This window comes from Echinicola sediminis (assembly GCF_054777495.1).
This window is the reverse complement of record NZ_BAAHAP010000117.1, coordinates 1-14,155: the sequence shown is the minus strand read 5'-3', so window position 1 is coordinate 14,155 and position 14,155 is coordinate 1. Positions and strand designations below refer to the sequence as shown.

Annotated in this window: 17 protein-coding genes; 7 read left to right on the top strand and 10 right to left on the bottom strand. The window is 43.9% G+C overall.

The features are described 5' to 3' along the window. Positions 1-93 precede the first annotated feature (93 nt). The 6 genes from ACYVAA_RS20075 (at position 94) to ACYVAA_RS20050 (ending at position 5,708) form a co-directional block, all read left to right on the top strand. A complete protein-coding gene (locus tag ACYVAA_RS20075; protein ID WP_460545231.1) occupies positions 94-429 on the top strand; it encodes a co-chaperone GroES in 336 nt (111 codons plus the stop codon). 197 nt (positions 430-626) lie between these two features. Next, entirely contained in the window at positions 627-2,192 is a 1,566-nt protein-coding gene (locus ACYVAA_RS20070) for a glycerol-3-phosphate dehydrogenase/oxidase (RefSeq protein WP_460545229.1), read from the top strand. A gap of 4 nt (positions 2,193-2,196) precedes the next feature. Next, positions 2,197-3,705 carry an FGGY family carbohydrate kinase gene (gene glpK / locus ACYVAA_RS20065; protein ID WP_460545227.1) on the top strand — a complete coding sequence of 503 codons (1,509 nt, stop codon included), beginning with the start codon at positions 2,197-2,199 and terminating at the stop codon, positions 3,703-3,705. A 39-nt stretch (positions 3,706-3,744) separates the two neighbouring features. Beyond that, on the top strand, positions 3,745-4,482 hold the full coding sequence (locus tag ACYVAA_RS20060) for an MIP/aquaporin family protein (RefSeq protein ID WP_460545225.1): 738 nt from the start codon (positions 3,745-3,747) through the stop codon (positions 4,480-4,482). Positions 4,483-4,519: 37 nt separating this feature from the next. After that, positions 4,520-4,861 carry a 6-bladed beta-propeller gene (locus ACYVAA_RS20055; protein ID WP_460545223.1) on the top strand — a complete coding sequence of 114 codons (342 nt, stop codon included), beginning with the start codon at positions 4,520-4,522 and terminating at the stop codon, positions 4,859-4,861. A 25-nt stretch (positions 4,862-4,886) separates the two neighbouring features. Next, positions 4,887-5,708: a 6-bladed beta-propeller gene (locus ACYVAA_RS20050; protein WP_460545221.1), complete on the top strand. Its 822-nt coding sequence runs from the start codon at positions 4,887-4,889 to the stop codon at positions 5,706-5,708. A 57-nt stretch (positions 5,709-5,765) separates the two neighbouring features. Here ACYVAA_RS20050 and atpC read toward each other — a convergent pair whose 3' ends face one another. The 3 genes from atpC to ACYVAA_RS20035 form a co-directional block, all read right to left on the bottom strand. After that, positions 5,766-6,011: a F0F1 ATP synthase subunit epsilon gene (atpC, locus tag ACYVAA_RS20045; protein WP_460545219.1), complete on the bottom strand. Its 246-nt coding sequence runs from the start codon at positions 6,009-6,011 to the stop codon at positions 5,766-5,768. A gap of 93 nt (positions 6,012-6,104) precedes the next feature. Further along, positions 6,105-7,607 carry a F0F1 ATP synthase subunit beta gene (gene atpD, locus ACYVAA_RS20040; protein WP_460545217.1) on the bottom strand — a complete coding sequence of 501 codons (1,503 nt, stop codon included), beginning with the start codon at positions 7,605-7,607 and terminating at the stop codon, positions 6,105-6,107. A gap of 246 nt (positions 7,608-7,853) precedes the next feature. Continuing rightward, positions 7,854-8,348, bottom strand: a complete 495-nt coding sequence (locus ACYVAA_RS20035; RefSeq protein ID WP_460545215.1) for a C40 family peptidase — start codon at positions 8,346-8,348, stop codon at positions 7,854-7,856. Positions 8,349-8,530: 182 nt separating this feature from the next. Here ACYVAA_RS20035 and ACYVAA_RS20030 point away from each other — a divergent pair, with 182 nt between their 5' ends. Then, positions 8,531-8,773, top strand: a complete 243-nt coding sequence (locus tag ACYVAA_RS20030; protein ID WP_460545213.1) for a hypothetical protein — start codon at positions 8,531-8,533, stop codon at positions 8,771-8,773. A 1-nt stretch (position 8,774) separates the two neighbouring features. On the opposite strand, the gene coaE is transcribed toward ACYVAA_RS20030, so the two are convergent. The 7 genes from coaE to ACYVAA_RS19995 all read right to left on the bottom strand — a co-directional run bounded on the left by coaE (position 8,775) and on the right by ACYVAA_RS19995 (position 13,975). Next, complete coding sequence (coaE, locus tag ACYVAA_RS20025; RefSeq protein ID WP_460545211.1) at positions 8,775-9,374, bottom strand: dephospho-CoA kinase; 600 nt, start codon at positions 9,372-9,374, stop codon at positions 8,775-8,777. Further along, positions 9,367-10,332 carry a YbbR-like domain-containing protein gene (locus tag ACYVAA_RS20020; protein WP_460545209.1) on the bottom strand — a complete coding sequence of 322 codons (966 nt, stop codon included), beginning with the start codon at positions 10,330-10,332 and terminating at the stop codon, positions 9,367-9,369. The genes coaE and ACYVAA_RS20020 overlap by 8 nt, the downstream gene beginning before the upstream one ends. Before the next feature lie 9 nt (positions 10,333-10,341). Beyond that, positions 10,342-10,662 (bottom strand): preprotein translocase subunit YajC, encoded by a 321-nt coding sequence (gene yajC, locus ACYVAA_RS20015; RefSeq protein WP_460545207.1) that lies wholly within the window; start codon positions 10,660-10,662, stop codon positions 10,342-10,344. Between the two features lie 2 nt (positions 10,663-10,664). Further along, positions 10,665-11,201, bottom strand: coding sequence for a DUF1573 domain-containing protein (locus ACYVAA_RS20010; RefSeq protein ID WP_460545205.1), 537 nt, complete (start codon positions 11,199-11,201; stop codon positions 10,665-10,667). A gap of 16 nt (positions 11,202-11,217) precedes the next feature. Next, positions 11,218-11,520: a YtxH domain-containing protein gene (locus ACYVAA_RS20005; RefSeq protein WP_460545203.1), complete on the bottom strand. Its 303-nt coding sequence runs from the start codon at positions 11,518-11,520 to the stop codon at positions 11,218-11,220. A gap of 13 nt (positions 11,521-11,533) precedes the next feature. Beyond that, entirely contained in the window at positions 11,534-12,718 is a 1,185-nt protein-coding gene (gene nusB, locus ACYVAA_RS20000) for a transcription antitermination protein NusB (protein ID WP_460545201.1), read from the bottom strand. Positions 12,719-12,874: 156 nt separating this feature from the next. Further along, the gene (locus ACYVAA_RS19995; RefSeq protein WP_460545199.1) at positions 12,875-13,975 is read right to left on the bottom strand and encodes a Glu/Leu/Phe/Val family dehydrogenase; all 1,101 of its coding nucleotides are present in this window, start codon (positions 13,973-13,975) and stop codon (positions 12,875-12,877) included. Positions 13,976-14,155 lie beyond the last annotated feature (180 nt).

Here is a 14,155-nt window from a genome sequence, read left to right as displayed (position 1 = left end):
GGGATGCTCCACCATCGCTGTTCTGAATATGTGTTCCCGTTGAACTGACGTTGATCCAATTGCCCAGAGGATAATAAACTGAGAAAACTGGTGGTGGTCGGTGATCGAGTGTTGATCAAGCCCAAGAAAGCCAGCGAAAAAACTTCCAGCGGATTGTACCTGCCACCTGGAGTGCAGGAAAAGGAAAAAGTCCAACAGGGATATATTATCAAGGCTGGACCGGGCTATCCCATTCCCATGCACGTGGAGGATGACGAGCCTTGGAAAGAAAAAGAAGAAAATATCCGTTATGTTCCCTTGCAGGCGAAAGAGGGGGATTTGGCCATTTTTTTGCTGAACGGAGCGCACGAAGTTATTTATGAAGGTGAAAAATTCTATATCGTATCCCAAAATGCGATATTGATGTTGGAAAGAGAAGAGGAGCTTTAAAAGCTCCTTTTTTTTGGTCCAAAGTCCACTGTTGACGGTTGACTGTCGACTGTGGACATTTACAGTATTTCCGGAAGGTTTGTGAGATTCCATTTGATTAATCATGGAAAACAGTGTTTTTCACAGATGAAAATCCTCTAGACTGGTTTTAGCTGCTGATTTTTTATATCTTATTTCAATATTTTTATAAAAAACCTATGGACAGAGCCCGTAACCTTCGACAATTGCAAGACAAAGATAACGTTTGGGATATCGTGGTCATTGGCGGAGGGGCATCAGGATTAGGTGTGGCGCTGGATGCGCTATCCAGGGGCTTGAGTGTAGCACTTTTTGAAGCACACGATTTTGCAAAAGGAACATCCAGTAGAAGTACCAAGTTGGTTCATGGAGGAGTGAGGTATTTGGCCCAAGGTGATATTTTACTGGTTTGGGAGGCCTTAAGGGAGCGGGGGCGATTGTTGCGAAGTGCTCCCCACCTGACCAATGTGCAGCCTTTTATCATTCCCATTTATTCGTATTTGGGCAAGCTCCGCTATACAATGGGATTGAAGATTTATGATTGGATGTCCGGCTGGTTGAGCTTAGGTGATTCTTATTTTATTTCAAAGGAGGAAACTACCAGAAGGCTTCCAAGGATAAAGCAAGATGGATTGTTGGGAGGGGTGGTCTATCATGACGGGGCTTTTGACGATGCCCGGCTGGCATTGAGTATCGCCCAGACCTGTGTGGATATGGGGGGCTGTGTAGTCAATTATGCAAGGGTAAGTAGCCTGTTGAAAGGACAAGATGAAAGGGTTTATGGAGTGGGAGTCAGGGACCTTATTGGAAAGAAAAATTACAAAGTAAGGGCCAAGATGGTGGTGAATGCCACTGGAGTCTTTGCGGATAAGATATTGCTGCTGGATCAGCCTGGCAGCAGAAGGATGATCCAGCCCAGTCAAGGTGTTCATCTGGTTTTGCCACTAGAGTTTTTAGGCGGGGAAGATGCCTTGATGATTCCAAAGACTTCAGATGGAAGGGTGCTTTTTGCTATTCCTTGGCAAGGTAAATTGATTGTAGGAACGACTGACACCCTTCGTGGAAAGATCAAGGTAGAGCCGGATGCTTTGTCCCGGGAGATCAATTTTATTTTGGAGACGGCCGGTCTGTACCTGGCGAAAAGGCCTCATAAAAAAGATGTATTGGCAGTTTATGCAGGTTTGAGGCCATTGGCCGCACCTAAAGCAGGCAGTGTAAAGACCAAGGAGATTTCCAGAAATCACAAGGTGATCATTTCTAAATCCGGACTGGTAACCTTGACGGGCGGAAAGTGGACTACCTTCAGGAAAATGGGGGAGGATACAGTGGATTGGTTTACTACAATTACAGGGGAAAGCATAGTGAAGAGCAGGTCCTGGGAAGTGAAACTTCACGGAGATGGAGAGGTGGTGTTGGAAGGTCATTGGAGGAGGTATGGAAGTGAGGTGGTGGCCCTTTTGGAAATGATCAAAGCAAATCCCTCTTACGCAAAATTACTTCATCCTGCTTACCCCTATACTGTGGGCGAGGTGATCTGGGCTGTAAGGGAGGAAATGGCTTTGAAGTTGGAAGATGTGTTGTCCAGAAGAATGAGAATTTTGATTCTGGATGCAAAGACAGCTTTGGAAATGGCTCCCAAGGTGGTTAAGATAATGGCTCAGGAGATGGGCAAGACAGAAGCTTGGGAAGAAGAGGAATTGGCAGATTTTACAAAAGTGGCAAAAAAATATCTTATCAAATCATAAAACAATGACCCCAAACAACCAGTTTATCATGGCCTTGGATCAAGGTACTACCAGCTCCAGGGCCATTCTTTTTGATAAAAAAGGCCATCCGGTGGCCATGGCACAAAAGGATTTCAAACAATACTTCCCAAAGTCTGGCTGGGTGGAACATGACCCAAAGGAAATCTGGACTTCACAGGCCTCTGTGATTTTGGAGGTGATTGCCCAAGCAGAAATTTCCCCCAAGCAAATTGCGGCCATTGGGATCACCAATCAACGCGAAACAACCATCGTTTGGGACAGGGAAACCGGTAAGCCCATCTATAAAGCCATCGTGTGGCAGGACCGGCGTACTTCTGCCTTTTGTAATGAACTCAAGAGTAAAGGGCTCTCGGAAAAGATCAACCGTAAAACAGGTCTGATCATAGATGCTTATTTTTCTGCAACAAAGATTAAATGGATTTTAGATCATGTGGAAGGGGCAAGGGAGAGGGCAAAGGCAGGGAAGCTGTGTTTTGGTACGGTGGACAGCTGGTTGGTGTGGAAGCTGACCAAAGGGCAAGAGCACCTTACCGATATGACCAATGCCAGCAGGACCATGTTGTTTAATATACATGAGAAAAAATGGGATAAGGAACTGTTGGAATTGTTTGATATTCCCGAAGAGATTTTGCCTGTGGTAAAATCCTGTAGTGAGACCTATTGTACCACGGCGGGAGATGTACTGTCGGCAAAAATACCCATTTCCGGAATAGCCGGGGATCAGCAGGCAGCCTTGTTTGGGCAGCTGTGCACCCGTCCAGGGATGGCCAAGACCACATATGGTACAGGTTGTTTTCTGGTGATGAACACCGGGGAGAAGCCCGTGCAGTCAAAGAATCAATTGCTGACCACCATAGCTTGGGAAATCAATGGAAAGGTACAATATGCCTTGGAAGGAAGTGTGTTTATAGGTGGAGCTGCCATCCAATGGTTGCGCGATGGTTTGAAGATAGTGGAGGAATCGGGACAAAGCGAAGCCTTGGCCAAACGGGTAAGTGATAACGGTGGTGTTTATTTTGTTCCTGCTTTGACCGGTTTGGGTGCACCATATTGGGATCAGGATGCCAGAGGTGCATTCTTTGGCATTACCAGAGGTACTACAAGGGCACATTTTGCCAGGGCGGCCTTGGAAGCCATAGCCTATCAGGTATACGATGTCATCCATGCCATGGAGAAAGATTCCGGTGAGAAAACCAAGGAGATGCGTGTGGATGGCGGGGCTTCTGCCAATGACTTTTTGATGCAGTTCCAGGCTGGGCTGATACAGCGTCAAGTGAGGAGGCCCAAAGTGACAGAAACTACCGCTTTGGGAGCCGCTTATCTTGCGGGGCTGGCGATTGGGTATTGGAAGAACCCTGAAGAGCTGGAGCAGCTCTGGGAGGAAGATGCCAGTTTTAAGCCCGAATTGGATCCTGAATCGGCAGCGGAAAAATTGCATTTTTGGCACAAGGCGGTGGAAAGATCCAAAGACTGGGTGGAAGATGGGGGATAAGTATCTAGTACCGGATTTTTAAAACAAAGTGATCATATAATGAATGTTTATTTAGCAGAATTTATCGGGACAGCTTTGCTGCTGACCACGGGGTCTGGAGTGGTGGCCAATGTGGTCTTAAAGGATACCAAGGGGAACAACGGTGGCTGGATGGTGATCACCACTGCGTGGGCATTGTCCGTTTTTATCGCTGTGGTGGTGGCAGGGCCACATAGTGGCGCACATATCAACCCTGCAGTAAGTGTGGGGCTGGCCATAGCGGGTGTGTTTAATTGGGAGCTTGTTCCGGGGTATATTTTGGCCCAGGTTTTAGGCGCCGGTTTTGGGTCTTTTGTTGCTTGGTTAATATATAAAGATCACTTTGATCTGACGGAAGATCCTGTTTTAAAGTTTGTTCCCTTTGCCACGAGGCCGGCTATTAGAAACTATGCTTCCAATTTCTTTTCGGAGTTTGTCGGGACCTTTGTGCTGATCTTTGTGATTTTGTACTCCACAGGGGCTGCTCTTGAGGATGCGGACAATACTCCCGTTGGCTTAGGGGCCCTAGGGGCATTGCCTGTAGCCCTGTTGGTGTGGGTGATCGGTTTGGGCTTGGGAGGAACAACAGGCTATGCGATAAACCCCGCGAGGGACTTGGGACCAAGATTGGTCCATCAGCTTTTGCCGATAAAGGGGAAGGGGAGCAGTGACTGGAGTTATAGCTGGGTGCCTGTTTTGGGGCCTTTGGCCGGCGCTTGCCTGGCGGCAGTTTTGTATTTATTTTTAGGAGCTACGTAAAAAAATTGTTGTCAAACCGAGATTGAATTTTTATCAAATGACTAAATATTATTTTTTTGTGCTGGCTTTATTATTGGGCTGCTCTCAAGCAAAAGAATCCATTCAAGAAGGTGGAGAGACCATCGTCATAAACACTGAAATAATTGAGGACAGTGTGGATGTCTCATCCTTAATAAAAGAAATCCGTTTTGTGCCACTAGAAGACAAAGATGGTAATTATTTAAAGGGAGTGGATAGGGTTTTGATTACTAAGGATCATTATATCTTATTTGATCGATTTAAGTCAGGTGAAGTCAAAGTCTATGATAGGCTGGGGAAGTTGGTTAAGCAAGTAGGCGAGAAAGGGGGCGGGGCCATTAGAAGTACGACAAATAAATGATTATTGGTTAAATGAAGAAGGCTGTTTGGAAATCTATGATTTCAACCTGAAAAAAATTGTGGTTTTTGATAAGGAATTTATTGCTGACAGCTCATTTAGGACCAAAGATCCGCTCATTTTTAACAATGTAATTCCTATGGTTGGAGGACAAGGTTACGTTGGATTTAAATCATATAGTCATCATAATGGCCCGTATAATGATGTGTACTATAAATTGGGGTTTTTGGACAAAGAATTCAGTTTGAAAAAGACGGCTTTAAATTATTCGCCGGGGTTGGATGGGGTTTTAGTGGTTACACCAATCAATCCTTTTGAGCTTTATAAGGGTTCCATCAGGTTTTATCAGAATTATGATCCTACGATTTATCATGTCCAATCGCCCGATACATTGATAAAACGATTTGCTATAAAATATCAGCCCAACCCTATTTCAGAGCATTGGGAACAGGAAATTATTTTGCCGAATGTGGCATTATTTAAATCCCATGATCGGGATTTTGGTAAGATCAATTCTCTTTTTGAGGGGAAATCCAGATTTGGAGGAGAGTGGAAGGAGGCTAGTAATTATGTGTTAATTAGGTCCTTTGATGAAGAAAATAAGGGATTTTATTCTCTCTATTCAAAATCTGAACATAGGGTAATCGCTAATGGTAGGGCTTTATTAGAAAAGGAACGTTATCACATGGCACTACCTCCAATTCAAGCTGTGGATGAGGAGAACGATGTGTTTGTTGGTGTTTGGCAAGGGGCGTTATTGAAGGAGTACCTCCTTATGAAAGACAGTCCTTTTCATGGGGAAATAAAGGATATAGAAAGTTTTTATTTGATAGAAGTGGTTATGAAATGAGGCAAAAAAAAGCGAACCTGTTTGGGTCCGCTTTTGGGGAATAATATTTTCAGCTAATCAGCCTACTACTTTTTCAGCCAAAAGAATGATTTCATTTTCTCGTACTTCCACTACACCTCCGTCCACTTCTAAAGACTGCTTTCCGTCATTGGTAGTATAGGAAACGGTGCCTTTGGTCAGGGCAGATACGATAGGAGCGTGGTTTTTCAATACTTGGAAAGCACCTGAAGCTCCTGGAAAAGTGGCTTCTGATATTTCTCCCTGAAATACCTTTTGGTCCGGTGTTATGATTTCTAAATGCATATTGCCGTTAGTTTGGTTTTAAAAACCACAGGGAAAGCTGACGAATGGGCTTTTGCCCTGTGGTTTATTTCTCCAAAGGTCGGAGAGGTTTAATTATTTAACTTCAGCAAGCATTTTCTCACCTTTGGCAATGGCATCTTCGATGCTGCCTACCAAGTTGAATGCTGCTTCAGGAAGATGATCAAGTTCACCGTCCATGATCATGTTGAAACCTTTGATAGTGTCTTTGATGTCTACCAATACCCCTTTCAAGCCGGTAAACTGCTCGGCTACGTGGAATGGCTGAGATAAGAAACGCTGTACTCTTCTTGCTCTGTGTACCACCAATTTGTCATCTTCAGAAAGTTCTTCCATACCAAGGATGGCAATGATGTCCTGAAGCTCTTTGTATCTCTGAAGTAATTCTTTTACGCGGGTAGCACAGTCATAATGCTCGTTGCCCAAGATGCCTGGTTCAAGGATTCTGGAAGTGGAATCCAAAGGATCCACCGCAGGATAAATACCTAGTTCGGCAATTTTACGGGAAAGTACGGTAGTGGCATCCAAGTGAGCAAATGTCGTTGCAGGAGCCGGGTCAGTCAAGTCATCCGCAGGTACATAAACGGCCTGTACGGAAGTAATGGAACCACTCTTAGTGGAAGTAATTCTTTCCTGCATGGCACCCATTTCAGTGGCTAGGGTCGGCTGGTAACCTACCGCAGATGGCATACGGCCAAGTAGGGCAGATACCTCAGATCCAGCCTGAGTGAATCGGAAGATATTGTCGATAAAGAAAAGGATGTCCTTACCGGCACCGTCACCTTCACCGTCACGGTAATATTCAGCAAGTGTAAGACCAGTCAAGGCTACACGGGCACGGGCACCTGGAGGTTCGTTCATCTGACCGAACACAAAGGTAGCCTTAGAGTCTTTCAGTTTTTCAACGTCTACTTTAGAAAGATCCCATCCGCCTTCGTTTTCCAAAGACTCCACAAAGTCGTCTCCGTAAGTTACGATACCAGATTCGATCATCTCTCTAAGAAGGTCATTTCCTTCACGGGTTCTTTCACCCACACCGGCAAATACTGAAAGACCGGAGTAAGCTTTGGCGATGTTGTTGATCAATTCTTGGATCAATACGGTTTTACCCACACCAGCACCACCGAAAAGACCAATTTTACCACCCTTTGCATAAGGTTCGATCAAGTCAATGACCTTGATACCTGTGTAAAGTACTTCGGTAGAAGTAGAAAGGTCCTCGAATTTAGGAGCTTGTCTGTGGATAGGTAATCTGGTAGCAGATTCCACTTTAGGAAGACCATCGATAGGCTCGCCCACTACATTGAAAAGACGTCCTTTGATGCCTTCTCCTGTTGGAACTGAGATAGGAGTTCCTGTGTCGATCACTTCCATGCCTCTCATCAGGCCTTCAGTAGAGTCCATCGCTATAGTTCTTACGCGATCTTCTCCTAAGTGCTGCTGAACTTCCAATACTACTTTTTGACCGTTTTCCTTGGTGATTTCAAGTGCGTCCAGGATATTCGGTAATTTTCCCCCTTCGAAAGAGATATCTACTACGGGGCCAATCACCTGATTAATCTTACCAGTATTCGCCATTTTTGTGTATTAATGTAAAAGGAATTAATGCATTTCTATTATTCGACTGCAAAATTAACTAATAATGATTAATACCAAAGGATGTTTTAAAAATTAATCCACTTTAGGTCAATTTTTTATAGTAACGTTTCGTTTTTCGAAGAATGCAAATCGGTGATTTTCTGATGGCTTTTCTTAAGTCCCTTCCATAAAACACGCTTTTGAGGGGAGGGCTGTGCTCAATGAAACCAATAAAAGTGGATGAGGCTAAAAATACCTTCTTGCCCTGACGAAACGGGGGTGCCAGTAGGTGGAATGAAAATTGTCTTCGGTTACTCCAAGGGAAGAGGAGGAGTGGATAAACTGAATCCCTTTTCTTCCGGTTTCGGTGACAATGCCGGCGTGGGTGACTTTGTTTTTTCTTTTTCCTGTTGCGAAGAAAACAACATCGCCTTTTTCCAGTTTGCTTTTTGCTATTTTTTTGCCGGTCTTGCTTTGTGCATCGGAGGTTCTGGGAAGTTGGATGCCTATGCTTCTAAAGGACAGGTAGAGGAGCGCTGAGCAGTCCATGCCGGCTCTGGTGGTCCCTCCATACCGGTAAGGCGTGCCACGATAGGACTTTGCGGTTTGGACTACCGTATTGACATTTTGCCGGTAGACCTTTCTGGAAGAGGAACAGGAACTGAAAAATACCAGGCATAGGACCAATGCCAAAGGGATAAGAGAATGAGGGTAAGCTTTAAAAACTGCGGTTTTGATCATCAGGTGGTTTCAGAAACGTTTTCCAATTATACTGAAGTATCTTTATCTAAGCAATAATTCAAACCACGCATTCGTAATTAAAAAGAAGAAAATAAAACCTTCATGAAACTTGATGTTAAAGCCCGGGGTTAATAGTTTTATAGGAGGTAAGTGTTTGGTAGGGTCAATGTTTTGAGCGTAAAATGATTAAGGAAGATTTTAGAAAATTGCCGATGCAAAAGAAAATCCATAAACTCTACACGGAAGGGACTTTTGTGGTGGGGATCAGGTACTATGGACACAAGGTGAACTTATATCTTCTTGACAATGAATACGTGGAAGTGTTTTACAATCACAAATTGGATAAGATCGATAAAATTGATTTTTTGAACCAGGAACATACGAGGATGAAGTTTTACCTGGACCAGATTAACCTCAAGCTTTAGCTTAAAGGGAAAGTTTCCGATGTATTTTAAGTACTTGGGGAATCAACATCTTATTGTCGGAATTGTCAATGGTAAAGTCTGCAAGTTTGTTTTTTTCTCCATCCGGAAGCTGTCGGTCCATAATAGATAGGATTTGCTCTTTTGACCTTTGTACGTCCCTGGTAATTACCCGTAAGAGGCGGGTCTGTTCAGGTGCAAATACATTGATGACCTTATCGAGTTCTTTGTAAGAGCCTGTTTCAAATAGCAAGGCGGCTTCTTTCAGGACGTAGGGGCTGTTTTGATTTTTAGCCCATGATTCGAAATCAGCCTTGACTGCCGGGTGCACCAAGCCATTAATTGTTTTGGTTTTTTCAGGGTCCGAAAAGACCTCATTCGCCAGGTAGCTTCTGTTTAAGCTGCCGTCAGCAAGATAGGCTTCGGGACCGAAAGCACTGATAATAGAAGCTTTTAAGGTTTCAGCGTTGGCCATTAGCCATTTGGCCCTGTCGTCCGCGGAGTAGACAGGGATGCCCAAAGTGTGAAAGATTCTGGCCGCTGTAGACTTTCCGGCTCCTATCCCACCTGTTATTCCTACCAAAAGCGGTTGGGGCTTATTCATAAGTCAGTTTAAACGTATTTGGCTCAATGGATATCGACTCTATATAGTCGGGGGCGTTCAGGAGTTCAATGGTTACCGTGCTATCCTGCTTGTTTCTGTGGTTGTAATTGAGCACTCCTTTCAGTTCGACGTCCCTGAGTTCACGTACCATGCGCTCGTCAACACGATAGCTCATCATAACCGATGAGACCTCCCTTGAGAGACTGACGTTTTGGGGAAAGTTGATCTGTTCTATTTTTAGTCGTTTGTTGCCCTCCAGAAATGCCACCACTTCGACGCTTGCCTGAATGTTTTTGGGAAGGAGTCTTATGTAGTCCTGCATCGATTCCGGTATAAGGACAGGAAGGGACTGGTTAAAGTTTTTCTGGATATTGTCATCGGTGATTTCAAGGGTGATGGTGTCTCCCAGTGCTTTGACCTTTGACTCTGCCCCCTTGACCAAAACAGAGGGAGGGGTGAGTGAAATATTACTGGCATACTTGTGGTAGGGAGCCAATTTCATCTTGCTTGTATCCAGTGCAATTTGAATTTCCTTCTCGATGATTTTGTCAATGCTGAACTGCAAAGTGTCAGTGACGATAGAAGTCAGATTGGTGGGTTCCAATATTTCAGCAAGGTTTCTTCTAAAGGCAGAGGAAAGTAAATAGTCCTGCTTGTCGGGATTGGAAAGTTCAATGATGAAGGGGGGGACATTCACATTGAAATATTTTCTAAAGAGGTCCCAGCCATTGCCGTTGATTTCTATCCTGATTTCACTGGGCAGTTCTTCGACGGCCATGTATTCCTGGTTGTCGTACTGGAAAGAAATAGGGTAGTTGACAACGGTGACATAGTTGTCTTTGTTGAGAGCATTCAAAACCCAAAAAGTGGTGGCCGCTGCAACGCAGAGGGCCACCACTTTGATGTCAGATGCTTTCTTTTTTTTAAGCTTACCGAAGTATTTTTGAAACTTATTCAATACCTCTTTTTATTTAGTTCCGCTCGCTTTTTTTGAGAATTCAGCGGAAACGGCTGATTTTTCTACTTTGATTTTCAAACCTCTGTCAAGTTCCAGTATGACAGTTTCCCCTTCTATGCTGCTGACTTTACCATGGATTCCTCCAATAGTAACGACGTTGTCCCCCTTTTTGATGGACTCGATAAAGTTTTTGGCATCTTTTTGTTTCTTTTGCTGTGGTCTGATCATAAAGAAATACATGATCAGAATAATGGCGCCAAAAAGAAATACTTGTCCCAATATGCCGCTGTTTCCGGCACCCTGTGCTTGCAATAATATTGTAGTGATCATGATTATTTTTTAACTGGTCCTACAGCCTGGCTGGTTGTAGTGCTTGAGGTATTTACTGTTCCTTTTAATTTTAGTCTGGTGACACTAGGAGAGGTGTTCGCGGTAATAGTTACCGTAGGGCTTTGAGCGCCCGACTTTCCAGCTGAGTTGAAGCTGACTTTAACGTAGCCTTCCTCGCCCGGCTTAATGGGTTTTTTGCTCCAATCCGGAGTGGTACAACCACAGGATGCCTGAATGTTGGAGATGACCAAAGGGGCCTGGCCTTCATTCTTGAATTTAAATTCATGTTCAATAACCTTCCCTTGGCTAATGCTGCCAAAGTCATGCTCCATTTCGGGGAATTTAAACTTCCCTAAAGTCGATGGGTCTACAGCAGAAACACTTTGCACATTGGATGGCTGTGCAGGAGTGCTTTGGCTTGCCTCCAATTGGGCTATTTTTTCCTCTAGTTTTTCAATTTTCTCTTTGTTCTTTGTGCCGCAACTTGACACAAAAAGAGAACCTGCAAGTAACATTGCAGGTAAACTTAAGTATTTCATACAAATGATATGATGATTAGTTTTTGTCCTTATTGATCTGATCGATAAGCTTATTGACATCGCTCAGCAGGTTTTCCGCTTTGCTTTTTGCTTCTGAGATGACTTTCTTCCCTTCGCTTTTGGCCTCATTCATTGGGAGGTCTTTGCCTTCCATAAGGTCCTTGATGATGTCTTCCAGCTCAGCTTTATATTTTGATAGTTGGTAGGATAGTTTGTCTCTGGTGTTATTTCCTGAGTCCGGCGCAAATAGCACTCCCAGTGCGGCGCCCACACCTGCTCCCAGTACGAAAGCTAAAATCGAATTACTTTGTTTGCTCATAATAAAATAATATTTACTTGTTGTCTAAAAGCCCTCTGCCACTTTTACGGATTTTTCCGAGATCGGTTAGCTCTTTAGCTAAAACATCCAGTAATCCGTTGACAAATTGCTTGCTTTTAGGGGTACTGTACGTTTTTGAAATGTCAATATACTCATTGATGGAAACTTTCACAGGAATGCTTGGAAAAAATGACATCTCTGTGATCGCCATGGAGAGGATGATTTTGTCTGTTGAAGCTACCCTTTCAATGTCCCAGTTTTTTGTTTTTTCCGCAATTAACTTCCTGTTTGAGTCATCATTTTCGATAGTCAAGTTAAAGATATTTTGGAAAAAATCCTTGTCTTCTTCCCAGTTTATGGCGATTTCAGGAAGTTCATAATCTTCCTTTTCGGGAGCCTCGCTGATATTTTTAAGTGCTTTGACGGCAAGGCTACGGACAACGGCTTTGTTTTCTACCCAGTTGAGGTCTTTCTCATAAAAGTAGCTGAGGATGGCTTCTGTCTTGAAGATGATCTTTTTGATTAAGTCAAGTAATATGTTCAGGTCATCCTCTTCATTGGGCTCACTGATCTGCTGGTATTCCTTGTACCTGTCCCATGGTTTTACGTATTCCCGAAACCATTCTTGGATTTCAAGTTCCAGTTCTTCCACACCTGCCTGCTGCCTGGTTGATTCCGTAGTGAAGGCCGGTGCGTTTTTCAGGTAATCGATGATTTGGTTATTGGCTAAGTTGAGCTCCCCGGAAAAAGCAGTTAGGGATTCCTGGTTCAGCTTTCTTTTGCGTTCATACTCGCCACGGACATGGTTGCTGAAGCCAATCAGGATGTGGATGACGTTCAGGTACAGCTGAGGGATGCTCTCTGCCGCACTGACCATGTTTTTCTTAAGGAATTCGAGGTCTTTTTGGTTGCTTTGATAGTAATGGTTGACCGCTTTGATGGCTACGGACTTTACTTTGGTCTCGTAGTCTCCTGAAGCGATCAGAGATTTGTTGTTCAGGTTTTTGGAAAAAAGTTCGATCGTGGTTTCCGCGTTTTTTCTGAGCTGGGATTTGTCCTGCACCTCCATGCTGTTGAGGTCTGGTTGGAAAGCATCGCGTATAAAGTCTTTTGCCAGATTGAAGTTGGATACTTTACACTGCTCATAAGCGTAGAGGTTTTGGAAAGCCTTAACTCTGAGTATTCTTCTGTTTAACATTACCTGAATATAAAGAACGTAAATGAATAGACTTGGGGCAGTGGGTAAAGTTGTTTGGTTCCCGCTGCTTATGCCTGCAAAGTTAGAAAATAAAAAAACCAAATGCACGGAAATTGTTGTCCATTGCATTTGGTTTTGATGGGGAGAAGCGGAGCTTTAAAAGCTGGACTTTATTCTGCCAATGCTTTGTATCCTGCTCCAGGCCATTTCAATGGCTGCTTGTTGGGCAGGTTTGCCCTCCTTCTCGGACTTTTTAAGGATAGCCAAACAGGTGTCATATATTTTTTCTGCCTGTTGATAAGCCAGGTCTCTGTTGTAATTCCCCAGGTATTCAGCATATACGTTGATCAGGCCACCGGCATTGATCAGGAAGTCCGGCGCATAAATAAGCCCTTTTTCCAATAGTATTTGCCCGTGCTTTTCTTCATCTTCCAGCTGGTTGTTGGCTGCACCGGCAATGACCTGGCATTTAAGTCTTTCCAAGGTGCTGTCATTTACTGTAGCTCCCAAGGCACAGGGGGCATAGATGTCCATATCCACATCATAAATGTCCTCAGGTGCCACCACGGTCGCTCCAGTATCTTTGGCTACCTCTTTTAGTTTGTCCTCGAAGATGTCCGTGATGTAGATTTTTGCCCCTTCTTTGACCAGGTGATCAATAAGGTGCCTGCCCACTTGACCGATTCCTTGGACGGCTATTTTCTTTCCTTGCAGCGAGTCCTGGCCGTAAGCTTTTTTTGCTGCTGCTTTCATGCCAAGATAAGTCCCAAAAGCCGTTACGGGTGAAGGGTCTCCGCCACCGCCTTTGATTTCCGGAAGCCCGGTGACATAAGGGGTTTCCATGGCGATGTACTCCATGTCACCGGTTTTCATATTGACATCCTCAGCCGTGATGTATTTTCCCCCAAGACTTTGCACAAACTTACCAAACCTGCGCAAGAAGGCTTCATTTTTGAGTTTGGGATCCCCAATGATGACCGCTTTGCCTCCTCCTATGTTCAGTCCGGAGATAGCGGCCTTGAAGGTCATTCCTCTGGAAAGCCTCAATACATCTGTAATGGCCTCCTTTTCAGAAGTGTAATTCCACATTCTGGTCCCTCCAAGTGCTGGTCCCAATACCGTGTTGTGTATACCGATGATAGCTTTTAAGCCCGTGGCTTCATCATAACAGATGACCAACTGTTCGTGCCCCAAAGAAGTGATCTGCCCATAGATAGATGATTCTTTGATTTTTTCCTCCGTTTTAATCTCGATCATAATGAACTTTGATGTTTAGATTGTGTTATATTTGGGTAAGTCTTTAGTTAAATGAGGTTGTTTGAAATTAAATACTAATTAGGCCTCATGTAAAGCTAGAAAAAAGATTATTATAAAACAAAATAAGATATTTTAAAGTTTTTATTTCGTGAGTTCTCTCTGGCGTCTGAATAAATACCT